Genomic DNA, 20,276 nt, shown 5'->3' on the forward strand with positions numbered 1-20,276 from the left:
CGCTCATGCTGTCCAAGACCTGAATGACCGGTTCCATGCGATTCACGCATAGTATGTGGTGGTGGACCTGATCGGCGGCTGCCGGGCGTTCGTGAGCGTGAGCGAGGCCGGCTCCTTCACCGCGGGAGCCGCCATCGCGCGGATTCCCCAGCCCGTGGCGAGCCGTCGCATCGCCGCGCTCGAACGGCATTTCGGCGAGCGGCTGTTCGACCGCACCACCCGTCGCGCCCTGCTGACACCGTTCGGGCAGGACATGCTGCCGTCGGCGAAACGCCTGGTGGCCCTGGCCGACGCGATGGAACACGACGCGCAACGCGCCAAACTGCGGCCGATGCGGCTCGCGGTACCGGAAACCTGCACCACCCGCGAACTCGCCGAACTCGACGCGGCGGCACGAACGCTGGACGTCTTCCTGGAATTCCGCCGCGCCGGTCCCCGCGAGCGGCCGGAACTCGTGCGCACGCAAGAGGTCCGGGCCGCTCTCACGGCCGTTCCCGCGGAAGAGGGCGGGTGGAAGGTTCCCTTGGGGGTCGCCGGTGGGACCAGGCCGCGAGCGAGTTCCTTTTACCTGGAGACGTTGCGTGTCGGCCGATCCGGCCGCCCGCCGCGCCGGGTCTGGATCCAGCCGGAGGACGACGTCCCGCATATCCGCGACCGCCTGTTCCGCGTGCGTGACTCGGTGGGGCTGCGGCCTGCCCAGGTCGCCGTCGCCGATTCGCTCACCGCGGCCGCGGCGGCCGTGTTCGGTTCGGCCGATCTGCTGGTGTGTTCGACGGCCCAGGCCGCCGAACTCGGGCTGGACTGGCTGCCTCTCGGCGAGATCCGGCTCGCTCGCGGCTTCGAGATCACGGCGGGGCTCGGCGAGGACGCGCAGCGGCTGCGTGCACGATTGTGGTCCGACATCGCCCGGTGTCTCGGCGCGGAGGAGACGACATGACCACGGAGACGCCGCTCCCGCGGTTGCGCGCGGAACTCGACGACGGCGGTCTGCGGGGCTCGTTCCTGGTACGCGACCTGCGGACCGGGTACGAGATCGGCATCGATCCCGATCTGGTGTTCCCGAGCGCCTCCTTGGTGAAGATCCCGCTCGCCGCGGCGACCCTGGAGCGGATCCGGCTGGGCGAACTGGACGGCTCGACCCCGATCGACGTCCGGCCGGGCCGGGCCACCGCGCCCGGACCGACCGGGCTGACCCGGTTCCGGCATCCGGCGAGGGTCGCGATCGACGACCTGCTCTACCTCGCCATGGCCATCAGCGACGAAACCGCGGCCGACGCACTGTTCTCCCTGACACCGCCCGCCGAAGTCACCAGGATGACGCGCGACTGGGGTGTCGCCGGGATCTCCGCGCGGCATCCGGCGGCGGATCTGAGCGACACGCCCGCGGAACGCTTCGACCCCACGGACGTCCACCTCGCGCACGCCCTCGCGATCAGCGCGGGCACCGCGGGACAAGGACATCCCGTTCCCCAGCTGGACATCACCCGCGCGAGTTCCGGCTCGGCCCGCGCGTTCGTCGGCCTGCTCGAAGCGCTGTGGAAACCGTCCAAAGTGGACGCTCGGGTGGCGGCGAGGGTGCGCGAACTCATGGGGCTCAACCTGTTGCGCCAGCGGCTGAGTCCCGACTTCGTCTCCGACGCCACGACATGGTCGTCCAAGACGGGCACCCTGCTGAACCTGCGGCACGAGGTCGGGGTGGTCGAGCACGCCGACGGCGGCATCTTCGCGATCGCCGCGCTGACCGAATCCCGGGTGCCCGCGGCGATCCAGCCGGAAGCCGAAGTGCTGATGGCCCGCGTGGCGCGGGCGCTGCGCGATCACTTGCGCGCGGGCCGCGGTTGATCGCCGCGTTTGCCCGCCGCCTACCCCGGGTATCAGCGACGTGTGCTCGACCCATCGCCTGATCTCGCCGCGCACTTCCCGGAACTGCGGGACCAGCGTCTCGTCGTCGACTACGACGATGCCGACGACCCGGTCCTGCTCCGCCCGGACGGTTCCCCGATCGACACCTGGCGAGAGAACTATCCGTATTCGACGCGGATGACCCGCGACGAGTACGACGTGGTCAAGAGGTCGTTGCAGATCGAACTGCTGAAACTGCAGTACTGGATCAAGGACACCGGCGGCCGCATGGTGATCCTGTTCGAAGGCCGGGACGCGGCGGGCAAGGGCGGCACCATCAAACGGTTCACCGAACATCTCAACCCGCGCGGCGCGCGGGCGGTGGCGCTGAGCAAGCCCAGCGAACGTGAGCAGGGCGAGTGGTACTTCCAGCGCTACGTGAACCATCTGCCCACCGAAGGCGAAATCGTGCTGTTCGATCGCTCCTGGTACAACCGCGCCGGCGTCGAACGGGTGATGGAGTACTGCACCGACGAGCAGTACGAGCGGTTCATGCGGCAGGCCCCGACGTTCGAGCGGATGCTCGTCGACGACGGGATCCTCCTGGTGAAGTTGTGGTTCTCCGTGTCGAAATCCGAGCAGCGGACCCGATTCCTCATCCGGCAGGTCGACCCGGTGCGCCAGTGGAAGCTCAGCTCCAACGACATCAAGTCACTCGATCGCTGGGACGCCTACACCGAGGCGAAGGTCGCGATGTTCCGTGCCACCGACACGGAGATCGCGCCGTGGACGGTGGTCAAGAGCAACGACAAGAAACGTGCCCGCGTCGAGGCGATGCGCAGTGTGCTCGCGCGGGTGGACTACGCCGACAAGGACGAGGACACCGTCGGCGAGCCGGATCTGAAGGTGGTCGGCGCCGCGGCGACCCTCCTGGAAGAGGGGGAGGACGACGCGTCGCTCAGCCCGACGCCGATCGCGCGGTCGACGGATCCCGATCCCGGACCCGGTCTACATCCGGGTTGACGCCGGCCGGGTGACCCTCCCGGAGAAGATCGCGGCCTCCACCTCATCGGGTGCGCACCCGTGTTCACTCGCCCAGCGTGCGAGCAGGCCGCAGTAGCGCTCGTAAGAGTCCACGGGCCAGGGACCGGCGCGATGCAAGGAGCCCCATCCGAATTCGCGCAGGGCGGAAGCGACCACCCGGTCGAGGATCAGGCAGGGATGGCCCGGTGCTCCGCCACCGGCGAAATACAGGAACTTCGTGAAGAAGGAGGGCCCGAGCCCGGGGATCAGGTTGTGCCTGTCCGGCCGCAGGACCGCGTAGGCGCGGGCCGGATCGCGCCGCGATTCGGCCGCGGCCCGGGTCAGGAGTTCCGCCGCGCGCGGTAGATCGCGTTCGATGCTGTTGAGCCGCGCGCTGTTCTGCCGCAGGTGACTGCCGGACCCCCAGGCCAGTGTCCGCCACAGGAGGGCGAACACGTCCTCGCCCGGCTCCCAGACGTCGGCGCGGGTCAGTGTCGAGGCCGACGGCGGCGCACCGGGCAGCCTTCTGGACGCGATCGAACGCTGCCACCATTCCCTTCGGATCCGGATCGCTTGCCCGGCCACGGCCACCCGGCGCGGGGCCGTGGGCACGGCCCAGCCGGGGAGGGACAGGGTGCTGAGATCGGTCGCGGGCACACCCACAGGTCGCGAATCATCCGGAGTCGTTACGCTGGTCGCGCCTTCGGTGTCGAGATCCCGCCATGCCGGGTATCCGCCATCTCACGGCCGTATGGGAGTGCTGATCACCTGTCTTTACTTCTCGTACGGACGTCGGGGGCTCCGGTCGAAAGGGATCATGGTGATCAGTAGTACGAGAAAGACGCGGAGAGGCGCGGTGGCGGTGATCGCCGGTGCCTTTCTGGCCTCGGGCCTGGTGCCGGCCTCCTCCGCGGGCGCGGCACCCGCCACCAAGGCGGACCCGGACACGGCGGCGCTCGCCGGCGCGCTGACCAAGCAGGAGGTGGCCTGGGGTGAGTGTTCGTTCCCCTCGGTCGCCCCGGCGACGGAAGCCGCACTGAAGAAGGTCAAGGGTCTCGCCTGCGCCACCGTCCAGGTGCCGCGTGACTGGCACGACCCGCGGGACGGCAACACCATCGGCGTCCGCGTCTCCAAGACCGCGACCGCCTACCCCGGCACCGGCAGACAGGGCATCGCGCTGGTCAACCCGGGCGGACCCGGCGGTGAAGGCCTGCCGTGGGGCGCCGCGATGGCGATGCGCAGCCCCGTGCTGGCCTCGCAGTACGACTTCGTCGGCTTCGATCCCCGCGGTGTCGGCTTGAGCACGCCGCTGACGTGCAGCTACACCGTGCCGGACAGCACCGATCAGAACGTGATCAGCCGGGCGAAGGCCGAAGGCTGCCTGAAGAACCCGCTGACGAAGTTCATCACCACCGAGCAGACCGCGTACGACATGGACTTCATCCGGGTGCTGCTCGGCGAGAAGAAGATCAGCTACATCGGCTACTCGTACGGCACGTGGCTCGGCACCTGGTACGCCACGACGTTCCCGGGCAAGGCGCATCGGTTCCTGCTGGACTCCTCGACCGACGCGAGCCGCTCGACGCTGGAGAAGACCTGGGACCTTCAGCCGCGCAGCCGTGACCGCCAGTTCCAGGACGCGCTGCTGCCCTACATGGCGCGCAACGACGCCGAGTACAAGGCGGGCACCGACCCGTTCGAGATCCGCCGCGACTGGGAGGAGGCGGGCGGCACCCGTGAGTTCGCGGGCATGCTCAACGCCGCCTGGTTCATCATCCCGGCGATGTACGACACCAGGCAGTACCCGTCGGCCGCCTCCATGGTGGCCGCGCTGATCAAGAAGCCCGCTACCGCCGGGACCGACGCGGAGAAACTCGAGCAGGTCGTCGCCGAGGCGCTGACCACGCCCGGCCTGACCGACGCGAACAAAGCGTTCCTCGCCAAAGGCAAGAAGAACGCGCTGGAAGCCATCGCGAAGAAGAACTCGGTCGAGCGCAAAGCCTCCTACCAGGGCGGCGCCGAAGTCGAGACCTGGGACGCCGCGTTCGAGGCGATCCGCTGCCAGGACGGCCAGTGGAACCAGAACCTGCGCTACTGGAACTACTGGCAGGCCGACCTGACCGTGAACGCGCCGTTCATCGCGCCGATCATGGCCCAGTCGGGTGCGCCGCTGTGCGCGTTCTGGCCGACCGCCAACGCCAAGCCGGCGCCGGACCAGAGGACGTTCCCGAAGCTGCTGGTCGCGCAGGCCGAACTCGACGCGGCCACGCCGTACGAAGGTGGGATCGCCACCGCGAACGGCCTGCCGGGCGCGAAGATGATCAGCGTCGACAACGAAGGCAGCCACGGGATCTTCCCGTACAACACCGACTGCGTCGACGACCCGATCGTCGCCTACTTCCAGACCGGTCTGACGCCGAACGAGAAGTTCACCGGCTGCCAGGGGCTGCCCCTGCCGGGTGAGGACACGACGGTCGAGGTCGGCGGCAACCTCGGGCACAACGGGAAGATCAAGATCAAGATGCTCACGCCCCAGGTGCGCAAGGCGAACGAGATCGTGCGTGAACTGCTCGAAGGCGCGGTCACGCCGGAAGCCGGCGAGAAGGGGATGCCCGCGAGCAGTTAGTCCCCGGCGAAGTCGCAGAGCTGCTGGTCAGCGCTGCTCTGGGTAACCGGTTTTGACATCGCTGGTGCCCGTAAGGGTCGAGCGGGGAGGATTCCGGACGGTGAACGTCCGAAATCCTCCCCGCTCGCGGGGCTTCGCAACCGGTATACCTACGCGAAAGGAAGGGGCCTTCAGATACTTCAGCGGTCAGCCGGTGCCGCGCGGTGCGGAGGGCGTGATCGAATGAGGTTCTGTCGCGGGGATGTCAACGGGGCAGACGGGAATTGTCACGTGAGTAAGGGTGAGCATGTCGTGAGTGGTAAGGACGGTGCAAACCGTTCACTCGCGAGGTGAGAAATGATTCCGCGGACACTGGCCATGATCGCGCTCGGGGCATTCGTCACCACCCTCGACAACACGATCGTCGCGGCGGGCGCGCCTTCGATCGCCCGCGATCTCGCCCTCGATCTGCCCGCCCTGCAATGGGTGAGCATCGGATACATGCTCGCGTTCGCCGGACTGCTGCCGGTGGCGGGCACGCTGGTCGACCGCTGGGGGCAGGCCGCGACGCTGAGGGCCGGGCTGCTCACGTTCGGCGCCGGAGCGGCCGCCGGCGGGCTGGCCACGACGGCGTGGCTCGTCATCTCCGCGCGGGTCTTGCAGGGTGCCGCGGCGGCGTTCCTGGTCCCGGCCCTGCTTAGCCTGCTGCGGACGAATCTCGACGCGCGACGACGGGCCCTCGGCGCGACGGTGTGGACGGCCTGTCTCGCGGTCGCGCTGGCCCTCGGCCCGACGCTCGGCGGCGTGCTGAGCGAATACCTGGGCTGGAGCTGGATCTTCTTCGTCAATCTCCCGTTCGTGGCGGCGATGCTGGTCCTGCTGCGCACTCTCGACACCACCGGTCGTGATCGGGGATCGAAAGCACGCCCCGCTGTACTGTCGATGCTGGTGGTGACCACCGGGATGGTCCTGGTCACCGCGGCCGTGGTGGAGCTGGGCGTGGTGCTCGGCGCCGCCGGGGTGGGCTTCGCGATCTGGTTCGTGCGCAGGGAAAGACGCGCGCGCGAGCGGCTGGTGCCCGCGGAACTGACCGGTCATCGGGTCTTCACCGGCGCGCTCATCGTGCAGTTGCTGTGGGGACTGGGTGTCTCGGGCGTCTTCTTCTTCACGCCGTTGCTGCACCAGGAATCCCTCGGGCTCGGGCCGATGCTCGCCGGATTGCCGCTGGTCGCGGTGGCGGTCGCGGTCGTCGCCGCGACCCCGCTCGTGCCCTGGGCGGTACCGCGATTCGGTCCACATCGGACTGTCGCGGCCGGGTTGGCCCTGGTCGCCGCCGGACTGCTGGCGGTCGCCGCGGTCAACCACGTCCCGGAGGTGCTCCCGCGGCTTTCCGGCCTGGTGCTCATCGGCGCCGGATCCGCGCTGACCACGCCGCTGACCTCGCACGCGCTGGAAATCGTGGCGGAGAAGCACGCTGGTGCCGCTTCCGGTCTGCTCACCGCGTCCCGTGAACTGTCGAGCGCGCTGGGGGTCGCGCTGATCGGAGCCGTGCTGACGGTGGTGCGCACGGCGAAGCTCGGCGAAGGCCACGGACCCGCTTTGGCCGATGGCTACACGGCGGGTCTGCTGACCGCGGCGGCGTTGCAACTCGTCGGCGCGCTCCTCGCGCTCCGGCTGCTGAGCGGCCAAACGGGGCAAAGTCCGTCCCGAAGTGACAAGCGGGGGGACCCGTTTCTCTCTTCACGGTGAGCATGGCCGCACTGGAATCAGTGTTTCGCACTCCTTTGATTGACACTCTTCCCGGCCGATCCATACAGTTCCCGGCAGACAAAGAACGGTCTCCGGAATGGAATCCGATTTTCGGCAACGGTGCCGTTCCGAATTCACTCGCTCCTGCTCACGTCGTCAAACGAGGGGCTATGGAAACCATTTCGGAAACGGTCGTCGCCGCACCAGGGCGGGACGACGCACTCTTCGGGGAGTCGTTCGCGACCCTGCTGGAGTACTGGGCCCGGCGACTCGGCGACGAGGTCGCCGTGACCTACCTCGACCATCGAACCGGCGCGGACGGCCGGGCGGTCACCCTGTCCTGGCGCGAACTCGACGACCGGGTCGGCGCTCTCGCCACCCGGCTGGCGGTTTTCGCCGTGCCGGGGGAGCGGGCCGCGATCCTGGCGCGGCAGTCCGCCGACTACGTCGTCGCCTTCCTCGGCGCGATCCGGGCCGGGCTGGTCGCGGTCCCGCTGTTCGCCCCGGACCTCCCCGGGCACGCGGGCAGGCTGGCCGCCGTGCTCGCCGACTGCGCGCCGCGCGTCGTGCTCACCACCGCCGACGGGATCGACGGCGTCTCCGGTTTCCTCGCCTCGACGGACACCGAGCGGCCCGCGGTGCTCGCCGTCGACACCTCAGCTCCGGTCGCGGCCGGTGAACAGTCCTGGCCGCGACCGGAACCGGACGGACTGGCGTACCTCCAGTACACGTCCGGTTCCACGCGCACCCCGGCGGGAGTGATGCTGACCCACCGCAACGCGCTCACCAACGCCCGCCAGGCCTGCGACGCCTACGCGATCGAGACTTCGGCGACGTCCACCGTCAGCTGGCTGCCGCTCTTCCACGACATGGGCCTGATCCTCGGTATCGGCGCGCCGATGGCAGCCGGGGTGGCCTCGGTGCTGATGGACCCGCTCGCGTTCCTCGAACGTCCGTCCCGCTGGCTGCGCGCGCTCTCGGCGAGCCCCGGCGCGATCAGCGCTGCCCCGAATTTCGCCTACGCCTACAGCGCTTCCCGCGTGAGCGAGGACGAGAAGAGTTACCTCGAACTGAGCCGCGTCGTCTCGCTGATCAACGGAAGCGAGCCGGTCCTGCCCGCGACCATCGCGAAGTTCCACGACGCCTTCGCCGAGTGCGGCCTGCGCCCCGAGGTGCACCGTTCCTCGTACGGGCTGGCAGAGGCCACCGTGCTCGTGTCCGTCACCGAGGCGGGCAAGGCGCCGAGACAGGTCACGTTCGACCGCGACCGGCTTGCCGCGGGGGTCGCGATCCCCGCCGGACCGGGTGTGGCGTCCACCACGCTCGTCTCTTGCGGACTTCCGGCCGGTCAGCGGATCCGCATCGCCGACCCGGTCACCGGCGCGCTCGTCGAACCGGGCAGGGTGGGGGAGATCCAGGTCAGCGGCCCGAACATCGGCGTCGGTTACTGGGGACGGCCCGCCGCGTCCGCCGCCGTCTTCGGTCTGCCGCCGGTGGATCCGGAGTCCGGTGCGGGCTGGCTGGCGACCGGGGATCTCGGCGTGCGCCACGACGGTGAGCTGTTCATGACCGGCAGGCTGAAGGATCTCGTCGTCGTCGACGGCCGCAACCACTACCCGCAGGACATCGAACAGACCGTGGAGACGCATCCCGCGGTCCGGCCGCATTCCGCCGCGGCCTTCGCGATCGAGCATGAAGACGGCGAAGCGGCGATCGTGGTGCTGGAGCGGGCCAAGGCGTTCGAGGCCGACATCACCGTGGCGGCCGGAGAGATCCGGAGGGCGGTCGCGGTCGCGCACGGCCTGCGCCCGCATGACGTCGTCTTCCTCGGACCGGGCGAAGTTCCGCGCACCTCCAGCGGCAAGATCAGCCGCGCGCTGTGCCGGAAGTCCTATGTGGATGGTCCGCTGACCGCGCGGCGGCTCGGGTGAACGCGGCGATCCGTGCCTGGCTGACCGCTCGGGTGGCGGAGCGGACCGGCGTGCCCGAGGACCGGGTGGATCCGGACCGCCCGCTGCACGAGAGCGGCTTGTCGTCGCGGGAGTCGATGGAACTCGCCGCCGATCTCGGCCAGCACCTCGGCCGTCCGCTGCCGCCGACCCTGGTGTGGCAGTACCCGACGATCGCCGCCCTCGCCGAGCGACTGTCCACAGTAGAGCGTGAAGCCGTCGTGAGCGTGGAAGGCCGTACGGAGGAACCGATCGCGATCGTCGGCGTCGGTTGCCGCCTGCCGGGCGGGGCCGAGTCCCCGGAGCGGTACTGGCATTTCCTGGACGCGGGACGCGACGGCATCCGAGAGGTCCCCGAAGGTCGCTGGGACACCGACCTCGACTGGCTTCCGGGCCGAGGCGGATTCCTCGACGACATCGCGGGCTTCGACGCCGAGTTCTTCGGCATCGTGCCGGGTGAGGCCGAAGCAATGGATCCGCAGCAGCGGATACTGCTCGAAGTCGCGTGGGCGGCGCTGGAACACGCCGGTATCCCGCCGTCCACCCTGCGGGGAAGCAGGACCGGCGTGTTCGTCGGCCTTTCGGCTGGTGAGTACGGCCACCTGACGATGAGCGACCCCGCGGCAGTCGACGTCTGGTCCGCCACCGGGGCTGCGACGAGCATCACCGCCAACCGGCTTTCGTACCTGTTCGACCTGCGCGGGCCGAGTCTCACCCTCGACACCGCTTGTTCGTCCTCGCTGGTGGCGGTGCATCAGGCGGTGCAGAGCCTGCGTCGCGGCGAATGCCGGACCGCGCTCGCCGCCGGAGTGAACCTGCTGCTTTCGCCCGCCGTCACCGCGACCTTCCAGCGTGCCGGGGTGCTGGCCCCGGACGGTCACTGCAAACCGTTCGACGCCGCCGCCGACGGTATCGCCCGCGGTGAGGGCTGCGGGGTGGTCGTGCTCAAAACGCTGAAGGCCGCCCGCCGGGCGGGGGACCGGGTGCTCGCGGTGATCCGCGGCAGCGCGGTGAACTCCGACGGCCGGTCCAACGGCCTCGTCGCGCCCAGTCCCGACGCGCAGGCCTCACTGCTGCGTGACGCGTACGCGGCTGCGGGTGTCGAACCGTCCTCGGTGGACTACGTGGAGGCGCACGGGACCGGTACCGAGCTGGGGGATCCGATCGAGGCGGGTGCGCTCGGCGAGGTGCTCGGAGCCGGGCGCGAACCCGGCCGCCCGCTCCTGATCGGCTCGGTGAAGGGCAACCTCGGCCATTTGGAAGGCGCGGCGGGGATCGCCGGGTTGATCAAGGTCGTTCTCGCGATGGTCCACCGGCGCCTGCCGCCGACCCCGCATCATCGCGAACCCAGCCCGCACATCGATTTCGCCGGTCTCGGCCTGCGAGTGGTCGGCGCCGGGACGGACTGGCCGCGGTACTCGGGTGTCGCGCGCGCCGGGATCTCCGCGTTCGGGTTCGGCGGCACCAATGCCCACGTCGTGCTCGAAGAGTGGCCTGCCGCGTCGTTCCCCGCTCGTGGTGAGGAAACCGAAGGCCCGCAGGTGCTCGCGTTGTCGGCCCGGTCGTCCGAAGTGCTCCGGGCGCGGGCCGCCGATCTCGCGGACTGGCTCGAAGACCCCGCCAACGCCGCGGTGCCGCTGGACGTCGTCGCCGCGACCCTGGCCCGGGGCCGGGACCATCTCCCGGTGCGGGGCGCCGTGGTCGCCGACGGGCGTGCCCGGGCGGCCGCCGCGGTGCGGGGACTGACCGCCGCCGAGGCCGGGGCCGTGCCCGGTGTCGTGTTCGTCTTCTCCGGTTACGGCGCTCAATGGCCTGGGATGGGCCGCCTCCTGCTGCGCAGCGAACCCGCGTTCCGCGCCGAGATCGAGGCCCTCGATCCGGTGTTCCGGGCCGAAACAGGGTTCTCCCTGCGCGAGGTGTTCTCCGGTGAGCGCGACCTGCCGGACCTCGGCGCGACGCAACTCGCGTTGTTCGGCATGCAGCTCGCGCTCGCCGGGCTCTGGCGCGCACACGGTGTCGTCCCGGCCGCGGTGCTCGGGCATTCGATGGGCGAGGTCGCGGCCGCCGTCGTCGCGGGAGCGTTGGACGTCGCGGACGGCCTGCGCGTGATGATCACCCGGGCCCGGCTGCTCGCGGAGGTCGACGGGACCGGCGACGGCGCGATGGCCGTGGTGGAGCTGTCTCCGGCCGAGCTGGCCGACCTGGAAGCGGAATTCCCCGGGATCACCGTCGCGGTCTACGCGTCGCCGGTCCAGTGCACCGTCAGCGGCGCCACGGACCAGGTCGAGGCGCTGGTCACGCACGTCGAGAGCCTCGGCAGGCTGGCCAGGCGGCTGCCGGTCCGGGGTGCCGGGCATTCGGACGCCGTCGACGCCGTAGTCGACCGGTTCCGCGCCGACCTCGACGGGCTCTCCCCGCAACCGGCCAAAATCCCCGGCTATAGCAGTGTTCTCGAAGATCCACAGCGGACACCGACGTTCAACGTCGAGTACTGGGCGGCGAACCTGCGCCGTCCGGTGCGGTTCAGCCAGGCACTGGCGGCGGCGACCGCCGACGGATACGGCGTGTTCGTCGAGATCTCACCGCATCCGGTGGCGCTGACCGCGATCGAGCAGAGCACCGGGGCGCTCGCGCTGCCGTCCGCGAGCCGCAAGATCGACGAGCGGACGGCGTTCCTGACCACACTCGCCCGGCTCCACACGCTCGGATTGCCCGGCGTGCTCGATGCCCGCGGCCCCCGTCCGGTTCCGGTCGCGCTGCCCGCCCCGCGCTGGCGGCACGAGCGGTTCTGGCCACGCCGCGCGGCCTCCCGGCCCGGAACCGGTGGCACGCATCCGTTGCTGGGCGTCCACATCGAACAGCCGACCGGCGATGGGCACCTGTGGCGCGCGGACGTCGGGACCGCTGTCCTGCCGTGGCTGGCCGACCACGCGGCGATGGGGGTCCCGCTGTTTCCCGCCGCCGGTTTCCTGGAACTCGCGCTCGCGGCGGCCAAGGCCGTCCCGCGGTCCGGCGGGCAACTGCGGGTCGGTGGCCTCGAACTGCACCGGGTGCTTCCGCTCGCCGCGCACACCGAGGTGACGACCAGTCTCGGCACCGGTTCCGGACCGTCCGAAGTGGACGTCTACGCGCGGTCCGCGCACGGCGGCTGGATCCGGCACGCCACCGCCCGCGTCCGTGACGGGGACACCACGGTGGTGCCGTTCGGCGCTGTCGGCGAGGACGCCCGGCCGATCGACCTCTACCAGGTGCTGGCGGGGATGGGGCAGAGCTACGGTCCCGCTTTCCGTGGGTTGCGCGGGGTTCTGGCCGCGCCCGGCCGGGCGTCGGCGTCGATCACCATGCCCGCCGACCATCCGGCGTATGTCCTGCACCCGGTGATCGCCGACGCCTGCCTGCACGCGCTGGCCGCGGCCGGCGGGGAGGCGCTGCGCGAGGCCGAGGGTGTCTTCCTGCCGTTGACCCTGGGCGAGGTCGTCCTGGCGGGCGATCCGCGCCGTGGTGTCCGGGTCGACGCCGTGCTCGGCTCGCTCGATCCGGCCGGTGACGGCCTGGTCGGCAGTGTCCAGCTGGTCGACGCCGAAAACGTCGTCCTGGTCGAGTTCCGCGAGGTCTACTGCCGCCGGTTCCAGCGTTCGGCGCTGCCGGTGCCGATGGCGGACCTGCTGTTCGAAACGGTCTGGCGGCGGGCCGAGCTGCCCGCGCCGGAACCGGGCAAGCAGAGCTGGGTCGTGCTGCACGACGGCGAACACGCGGGCAAACCTTGGCTGACGGCGTTGCGTGAGCAGCTCACCGAGTCCGGGGACGAGCTGGCGATCGCGCCGCTCGGAGACCGGGCCGCACTGGTGGAACTCCTGGGATCCCGCGAAGTGACCGGTGTGCTCGTGTGCGTCGCCACCACGGGCGAGCCCGACCCGATGCGAGCCGGACAGGTGGTCGCCACGCTCTCCGGTGTCCTCGCCGAACTGGCCGAAACGGTGCCAGCGCCGCGGTTGTGGCTGGTCAGCGCGGGAGAGTCGGCCGTCGATCCCGGCCAGGCCTGGCTGCGCGGGCTGGTCAGGGTCCTCGCCTTCGAACACCCCGAACTGCGGGCGAGCCAGGTCGACTTCGGCGCCGAGCCGGATCCCGCCCGGCTGGTGGCGGAAATCCGCGCGGACGCGCCGGACGACGAGATCGCCTGGCGCGAAGGCATCCGGTACACGAGAGTGCTGGCCCGTCCGGAACTCGGCGAACCCGGCCACGAAACCGTGGTGCGCGACGGCGCTTACGTGATCACCGGCGGTCTCGGCGGTCTCGGTCTGGTCGCGGCGGACTGGCTCGCCGGACGCGGTGCCACCAGGCTGGTCCTCTCCGGTCGGCGTGGCGCGAACGCGGACGTCGAACCGATGCTGGCGGGCCTGCGTGACCTCGGCGCCGACGTCCGGGTGGTGACAGGCGACATCGCCGCGCCGGGAACGGCCGAGGCGTTGGTCGCGGCGGCCACGGAAGGCGGTCTGCCGTTGCGTGGCGTGCTGCACGCGGCCGGTGTGCTGTCCGACGGCGCCGCGGTCACCGTCGATGCCCACGCGGTCGAGGTCGTCTGGCGGGCGAAAGCGCTGGGAGCGTGGCGGTTGCACGAGGCGACCGCCGGACACGACCTCGACTGGTGGCTGGCGTACTCGTCGGCGGCCGCGCTGCTCGGATCGCCCGGTCAGACCGCCTACGCCACCGCGAACGCCTGGGTGGACGCGCTCGTCGCGTGGCGGAGGGCCGCCGGACTACCGGCCGCGACCATCGGCTGGGGAGCGTGGGGCGAGGCCGGAGCGGCTGTCGGCAGCCGCAATCCGGTGCTCGAACCGCTCGGCACCGAGGAGGCACTGGCGGCGATGGACGCCGTGCTCGCGCGAGGCCGTGCGGCGACCGGCATCGCCCGGGTCGACGCCGGGACCGTATTGGCCCTGTTCCCGCGTCTCGCCGAACGACCGTTCTTCGCACTCCTGGTGCCGGAGGAGGATTCGGCTTCCGGACCATCCACTTGGGACGGACTGGACGCGCTGCGGGCGGTCCTGCCGGAAGCCGCCCGTGAGATGCTGGCCGACTACCTCACCGGGCTCGTCGCCGGGATGCTCGGCCTCGCCGCGGACGAGATCGATCGGCACGTCTCGCTCACCCGGCTCGGCCTGGACTCCCTCACCGCCATGCGTGCCAGGGGCGTCGTGGACCGCGATTTGGGCCTCCCACTGCCGATTCCCCTGCTGTTGCGTGGCGCCAGCCTGGCCGAACTCGCCGACCATCTCGCCGAAGAGGCCGGGTTCGGCGGGGGAAGCGCCCGGCCCGCCGGACCGAGTGTGGTGGTCGGACCCCGTGATCCGGCCGAACGCTGGGTCGCCCGGCACTGGCAGGCGGAACTGGGCGGCGCGGAGCCCGGCGTCCACGAAGAGTTCTTCGCCGCGGGAGGCGATTCCGACGGCGCGGAACGGCTGCGTTCGGTGTTCGAGGGACAACTCGGGCCTGTCCCCGACCGGCTTTTCGCCACGCCGACCATCGCCGCGATGGCCGATCTGCTGCGTGACCGGATCGAGGGACGCGGGGGCTGCCCGGTGCGGCCGCTGCGCGAAGGCGGCACCGATCCGGTGTTCCTGTTCCATCCGGCGGGCGGCCCGACGAGTGTCTACGACGGACTCGTCCGCCTGCTGCCGGAGGGCAGGCCCGTGTACGGGCTCGAACGGATCGACGAAGAGGACACCGTCGAGGGCAAGGCCGTCCGCTACCTCGACCTGATCCGGGAGATCCAGCCGCGAGGCCCGTACCGGCTGGGCGGCTGGTCGTTCGGCGGTTGCCTGGCCTACGAGACGGCCCGGCGGCTGACCGCGGCGGGGGAGCGGGTCGACCTCGTGGTCATGATCGACAGCATCCTGCCGTTGCCCGCGCCCGGGATACCGGCACACGAGATCCTGCTGGACCGCTTCGACCGGTTCGCCGAACACGTCGAACGAACCTACGGCGTCCCGCTGGACATCCCGCGTGAGGATCTCGCCCGGCTCGGCGACGACGAGCAGATCCGGCTGGTGATCGGCGAACTGGCCGCGCGGGTGCCCGGGATGGGCCCGGGAGTGCTGCGGCACCAATACGAGTCCTATGTGGACGCACGGATGGCCGAACGGTACGACCCGGAACCGTATGCCGGACCGGTGCTGCTGATGCGGGCGCGAGAACCGCATCCGCTGACCACCACCCTCGACCCGCGCTACCTGCGTACCGACGACGCCCTCGGCTGGGACGCCTTCTGCACCGATCTCGAGGTCGTGCGGGTGCCGGGCGACCACCTGTCGATGATCGATCCGCCGCACGTCGAAGTGGTCGCCGCGGCGCTCGCGGCCCGGCTCGCGGCACCGAGGGCGGCGCGGTCATGACCGACGTCCCGTTCGCTCCGACGACGGCGTTCCGGATCGCCGATCTCGCGGCCAGGCAGGACGAAGCCGTCCGGATCGCCGAGAAACGCGCCGTCGACCGGCAGCACGCCAAGGGCAAGCTGACCGCACGCGAACGCATCGATCTGTTGCTGGACCCGGGTTCCTTCGTCGAACTCGACCAGTTCGCGCGGCATCGGTGCGTCGAGTTCGGGATGGACGCCAACCGGCCCTACGGCGATGGCGTGGTGACCGGGCACGGCACCGTCGACGGCAGGCAAATCTGCGTGTTTTCGCAGGACTTCACCGTGTTCGGCGGCAGCATGGGCGAGGTCTTCGGCGAAAAGGTCCTCAAGGTGATGGATCTGGCGATGACGCTGGGCTGCCCGGTGGTCGGGATCAACGATTCCGGCGGCGCCCGGATCCAGGAAGGCGTCGTCTCACTGGCCTACTACGCCGAACTCGGCAGGCGCAACGCGCTGGCCTCCGGTGTCATCCCGCAGCTCTCGCTGATCATGGGCCCCTGCGCCGGTGGGGCGGTCTACTCGCCGGCGATCACCGACTTCACGGTGATGGTCGATGAGACCGCGCACATGTTCGTCACCGGACCGGACGTCGTGCACGCGGTCAGCGGCGAACGGGTCACCGCCCGGCAACTCGGCGGCGCCGAGGTGAACAGCGAGGTCTCCGGGAACGCCCACCACCGGGCCGCCGACGAGCGGGACGCGATCGACTGGGTGCAGACCGTGCTCGGCTATCTGCCGTCCAACAATCTCGACGCCGCCCCGGAGTACGCCGACGAAACCGCGTCGGAACTCACCACCGCCGATCTCGAACTCGACCGGCTGGTGCCCGATTCGCTGAACCAGGCCTACGACATGGCCGAGGTGATCCTCCGCCTCGTCGACGACGGCGACTTCACCGAGGTGCACAGTGCCTTCGCGCGCAACATGATCTGCGCGTTCGGCCGGGTGCGGGGCCGCACGATCGGCGTCGTCGCCAACCAGCCGCTGCATCAGGCGGGCGTGATCGACATCGACGCCTCGGAGAAGGCCGCGCGGTTCGTGCGGTTCTGCGACGCCTTCACCATCCCGATCCTGACCCTCGCCGACGTCCCCGGCTACCTTCCCGGCGCGGACCAGGAACGGCACGGCATCATCCGCCGCGGCGCCAAACTGATCTACGCCTACGCCGAGGCGACCGTGCCGAAGGTGACCGTGGTGATCCGCAAGGCCTACGGCGGCGGTTACGCGGTGATGGGGTCGAAACATCTCGGCGCGGACGTCAACCTGGCCTGGCCCACCGCCGAGATCGCGGTGATGGGTGCCGAGGGCGCGGTGCGGGTGCTGCACCGGCGCGAACTGGCCGCGATGCCACCGGAACAGCGGTCCGTCGAACAGCGGCGGCTCACCGAGGCGTACCGCAAACGGCATTCGAATCCTTACCTCGCCGCGGAACGCGGTTACGTCGACCAGGTCATCGCGCCGTCGCAGACCCGCCTGCGAGTGGCGAGTGCGCTGCGCGCGCTGCGGACCAAACGGCAGACCCTCCCGGCCAAGAAGCACGGAAACATCCCTTTGTGAGCGAGGAGAAGTGATGAACCGAAGGCGGCGATGGGGTCTGCTGGTGTTGTCCATGGTCGCCCTGCTCGGAAGCTCGGTCCCCGCGATCGCGGCTCCCACCGGGGCCACCGCCGACAACGGCGCGAAGGTCGTCGAGGAGACGTGGCTGGACGCGCGCACGGTCGACCTGAAGATCAGTTCGCCCGCACTCGGCACCACCGGCATGGTCCGCCTGCTGGTCCCGGCCGGCTGGGCCGCGCGACCCACGCGGACCTGGCCGGCGCTGTATCTGCTGCACGGCTGCTGTGAACCGGTCGACTACCGCTCGTGGGACCAGTTCACCGACGTCAAGGCGTTCACCGCGGACAAGGACGCCCTCGTCGTCATGCCGACCGGCGGACCCGCGGGGATGTACACGAAGTGGTGGAACTTCGGCCTCAAGAACACTCCCGACTGGGACACCTTCCACACCTTGGAAGTACGGCAGATCGTCGAACGCGGGTACCGCGCGGGTGCGCGCCGGGCGATCGCGGGACTGTCGATCGGCGGGTACGGCGCGCTCGCGTATTCGTTCAAGCACAAGGGGATGTTCGCCGCCGCGGCGTCCTACAGCGGGGTGCCGAACACGTTGAACCAAGGCGCTCCTCTGTTCATCCAGGGAATCCTGGCCCGGGCGGGGATCTTCAACTACCTCGAACTCTGGGGCGACAGCTGGGGGATGCGGCCGCTGTGGTCGGCGAACAACCCCTTCGATCACGTCGAGGATCTGCGCGGCACGGCGCTCTACGTCTCCTGCGGAAACGGGAACACCGGTCCGCTCGACCCGCCAGGGCAGTCCGACTTCTTCGAACCGGCGGCGCTCTCCTCTTCCGTGAGCTTCACGGATCGGCTGAAGCTCAAGGGTGTTCCGGTGACTGTCGACTACTACGGCGACGGCACGCACAGCTGGCCTTACTGGCAACGGGCACTGCGTAGTTCCTGGCCGGTGCTGGCAGGCGGGCTCGGCCTCTGATCCGTCTGCCTTCGCGCGTGACTGGTTGGACGGCACGTGTGATCCGATGGACGACACGCGTGACGGGATGGACGACACGCGTGTCGTCCCGTTAGTCACACGAGACCGCCACCGCGCATCGCAGTAGGCACCTAAAACACCCCTTGGCCCTAACCGTCCTTACCACTCGCGAGGGCTACCTGGCCGCGATCAGTTCGGCGAAGCGCTCGGGGCTGACGTTCCCCCCGCTGATGATCACTCCCACCTTGCCCGAAACGGGCACCTGCCCGCTGAGCAGCGCGGCGAGACCGGTCGCCCCGCTCGGTTCGAGGACGAGCTTGAGGCGTTCGAACGCGAACCGCATCGCGTCCCGGACCTGGTCGTCGGTGACCAGTGCGATGTCGTCGACGAGTTTCCGGTTGATCGAGAAGGTCAGCTCGCCGGGGATCGCGGCGGCCTGCCCGTCGGCGATCGTGCGCGGCACCGGGATCGAGACGCGTTCGCCCGCCTCGAGCGAGCGTTTGGTGTCGTCGCCCGCGGCGGGTTCGACGCCGACGACGCGAATGCCGGGCTGCACGGCCTTCGCGGCGGTCGAGCTGCCCGCGATGAGACCGCCGCCGCCGACCGGGACGACCAGGGTCTCCAGCGAACCGGTCTCCTCCAGCAGTTCCAGCGCCGCGGTGCCCTGTCCGGCGATCACGTGCGGGTGCTCGTACGGCGGGATGAGCGCCAGGCCGCGTTCCGCCGCCAGCGCCTCGCCGATCGCGACGCGGTCGCCGGTGTACCGGTCGTAGGTGACGATCTCGGCGCCATAGCCCGCGGTGGCGTCCTTTTTGGATTTCGGGGTGTCCTCCGGGATCAGAATGACCGCGCTGCTCCCGAGTTCCCGGGCGGCGAGCGCGACGGCCTGGGCGTGGTTGCCCGAGGAATACGCGGCGATGCCCTTGGCCAGCTGCTCCGGCGAGAGCCGGGAGGCGGCGTTGTACGCGCCACGGAACTTGAAGGCCCCGATGCGCTGGAGGTTCTCGCATTTGAGGTGGACCTGGGCGCCGACGAGGTCGTCGAGGGTGCGGGACCGCACGACAGGGGTCCGGTGCGCGACCCCGGCCAGGCGGGCGGCGGCGTCGCGGATGTCTTCGATGGTCACGGGGGCGGTCATGATGCTCCTTGATCACGGATTTCGGCGAGATAGTTGTAAGCGGAGGCGCGGGAGATCCCGATCCGGGCCGCGACCTGCGGCACGGCCCGCCGCACGGCGAAGACGCCGCGCGCGTGCAGGCTGCGGAACAGGTCGAGACGTTCTTCGCGGCTGAGCGCGGCCCAGGGCTTGTTCAGCCGGAGCTGGTGATCGTCGACGATCGCGTCCACCACCGCGTCGACGTCGTCGCCGAAGGTGGTGGTCGGCGTTTCGGCGGTGGCGGTGCCGACGTCGGCGAGTTCGCCGACCAGCGTCCGCAGCTGGCCGAGAGCGGTGACGTCGAGGTTCACGCACAGCGCGCCGAACACCGAGCCGCCGCTGTCACGCAGCAGCATGGTCGAGGACTTCACCAGCTTCCCGGACGCCGTCCGGGTGACGTAGTTCAGCTCGTCTTCGGCGTCGTCGCCACGGGCGAGCAAGCCCATGCCGATCTCGCTCATCGACCCGCCAACACCGCGGCCGGTGACCGAACCGGCGATCGCCACCACCGACTCCTCCGGGCGGCGGAAGTCGTGCACCACGACTTCGCAGAACGAGCCGAGCGTGGCGGCGATGCCGTCGGCGACCGGCGCGAGCGCGTCGAGGATCGCGTCCTGCTCAGGCATCGCGTACTCGGGCGAGGGCCTCGACTTCGACGGCGCCGCCGTAGGGAAGGGAAGCCACCCCGACGCAGGTTCGGGCTGGTCGTGGTTCGGCGAAGAACTCTTCGTAGACGCGGTTGAGGCGGTCGCGGTCGGCGATGTCGATCAGGTAGACGACGACCTTCACCACGTCGGCCCGGCTCGCGCCCACCGAGCGCAGCGCGGCGTCGAGGTTGGCGAAGGCCTGCGGGCATTCGGCGTCGAAGCCGCCGGGCACCAGGGCGCCCGACTCGGTCAGGCCGAGCCGTCCGGACACGGAGACCAGATCGTCGCTGCGGAAGGCCGGGGGATACGGATGCTCGTTGGACACGAGACTTACCGTATAAG

General features: G+C 70.3%; 13 protein-coding genes. 9 read left to right on the top strand and 4 right to left on the bottom strand.

All coding sequences use genetic code 11. From position 1 onward, the window contains the following. Positions 1 to 55 precede the first annotated feature (55 nt). From BS329_RS30860 to ppk2, 3 genes are read left to right on the top strand one after another with little or no spacing between them, the layout of a single operon-like run. Positions 56 to 937: a LysR family transcriptional regulator gene (locus tag BS329_RS30860; RefSeq protein ID WP_076165098.1), complete on the top strand. Its 882-nt coding sequence runs from the start codon at positions 56 to 58 to the stop codon at positions 935 to 937. After that, positions 934 to 1,842, top strand: coding sequence for a serine hydrolase (locus BS329_RS30865; protein ID WP_076165099.1), 909 nt, complete (start codon positions 934 to 936; stop codon positions 1,840 to 1,842). Before BS329_RS30860 ends, BS329_RS30865 begins: the two co-directional genes overlap by 4 nt. A 42-nt stretch (positions 1,843 to 1,884) precedes the next feature. Continuing rightward, entirely contained in the window at positions 1,885 to 2,865 is a 981-nt protein-coding gene (gene ppk2, locus BS329_RS30870; protein ID WP_076165101.1) for a polyphosphate kinase 2, read from the top strand. Here ppk2 and BS329_RS30875 read toward each other — a convergent pair. After that, entirely contained in the window at positions 2,851 to 3,522 is a 672-nt protein-coding gene (locus BS329_RS30875) for an 8-oxoguanine DNA glycosylase OGG fold protein (protein ID WP_143253282.1), read from the bottom strand. The two genes, ppk2 and BS329_RS30875, sit on opposite strands and share 15 nt — an antisense overlap. Before the next feature lie 199 nt (positions 3,523 to 3,721). Here BS329_RS30875 and BS329_RS30880 point away from each other — a divergent pair, with 199 nt between their 5' ends. From BS329_RS30880 to BS329_RS30905, 6 genes are all read left to right on the top strand, one after another. Next, positions 3,722 to 5,491, top strand: coding sequence for an alpha/beta hydrolase (locus BS329_RS30880; RefSeq protein ID WP_084750407.1), 1,770 nt, complete (start codon positions 3,722 to 3,724; stop codon positions 5,489 to 5,491). A gap of 336 nt (positions 5,492 to 5,827) precedes the next feature. Further along, a complete protein-coding gene (locus BS329_RS30885) occupies positions 5,828 to 7,219 on the top strand; it encodes an MFS transporter (protein WP_076165106.1) in 1,392 nt (463 codons plus the stop codon). A 170-nt stretch (positions 7,220 to 7,389) separates the two neighbouring features. Then, positions 7,390 to 9,150 (top strand): fatty acyl-AMP ligase, encoded by a 1,761-nt coding sequence (locus BS329_RS30890; protein WP_076165108.1) that lies wholly within the window; start codon positions 7,390 to 7,392, stop codon positions 9,148 to 9,150. Beyond that, positions 9,147 to 15,560 (top strand): type I polyketide synthase, encoded by a 6,414-nt coding sequence (locus BS329_RS30895; protein WP_076165110.1) that lies wholly within the window; start codon positions 9,147 to 9,149, stop codon positions 15,558 to 15,560. The genes BS329_RS30890 and BS329_RS30895 overlap by 4 nt, the downstream gene beginning before the upstream one ends. After that, the gene (locus BS329_RS30900; RefSeq protein ID WP_076165112.1) at positions 15,557 to 17,140 is read left to right on the top strand and encodes an acyl-CoA carboxylase subunit beta; all 1,584 of its coding nucleotides are present in this window, start codon (positions 15,557 to 15,559) and stop codon (positions 17,138 to 17,140) included. The genes BS329_RS30895 and BS329_RS30900 overlap by 4 nt, the downstream gene beginning before the upstream one ends. Positions 17,141 to 17,153: 13 nt before the next feature. Beyond that, the gene (locus BS329_RS30905) at positions 17,154 to 18,131 is read left to right on the top strand and encodes an alpha/beta hydrolase (RefSeq protein WP_076165113.1); all 978 of its coding nucleotides are present in this window, start codon (positions 17,154 to 17,156) and stop codon (positions 18,129 to 18,131) included. Positions 18,132 to 18,306: 175 nt separating this feature from the next. Here the strand turns inward: BS329_RS30905 and BS329_RS30910 are convergent, their stop codons facing one another. Genes BS329_RS30910 through BS329_RS30920 form a run of 3 tightly spaced genes read right to left on the bottom strand, consistent with a single transcriptional unit; the run spans position 18,307 to position 20,259 of the window. Then, complete coding sequence (locus tag BS329_RS30910) at positions 18,307 to 19,269, bottom strand: pyridoxal-phosphate dependent enzyme (protein ID WP_076165115.1); 963 nt, start codon at positions 19,267 to 19,269, stop codon at positions 18,307 to 18,309. Further along, entirely contained in the window at positions 19,266 to 19,913 is a 648-nt protein-coding gene (locus tag BS329_RS30915) for a helix-turn-helix transcriptional regulator (protein WP_076165117.1), read from the bottom strand. Before BS329_RS30915 ends, BS329_RS30910 begins: the two co-directional genes overlap by 4 nt. Then, positions 19,906 to 20,259 (bottom strand): RidA family protein, encoded by a 354-nt coding sequence (locus tag BS329_RS30920; RefSeq protein WP_076165119.1) that lies wholly within the window; start codon positions 20,257 to 20,259, stop codon positions 19,906 to 19,908. The genes BS329_RS30915 and BS329_RS30920 overlap by 8 nt, the downstream gene beginning before the upstream one ends. Between the last annotated feature and the right edge of the window lie 17 nt (positions 20,260 to 20,276).

The organism is Amycolatopsis coloradensis, from assembly GCF_001953865.1.
In the GTDB taxonomy this organism is placed as follows: Bacteria; Actinomycetota; Actinomycetes; order Mycobacteriales; family Pseudonocardiaceae; genus Amycolatopsis; species Amycolatopsis coloradensis.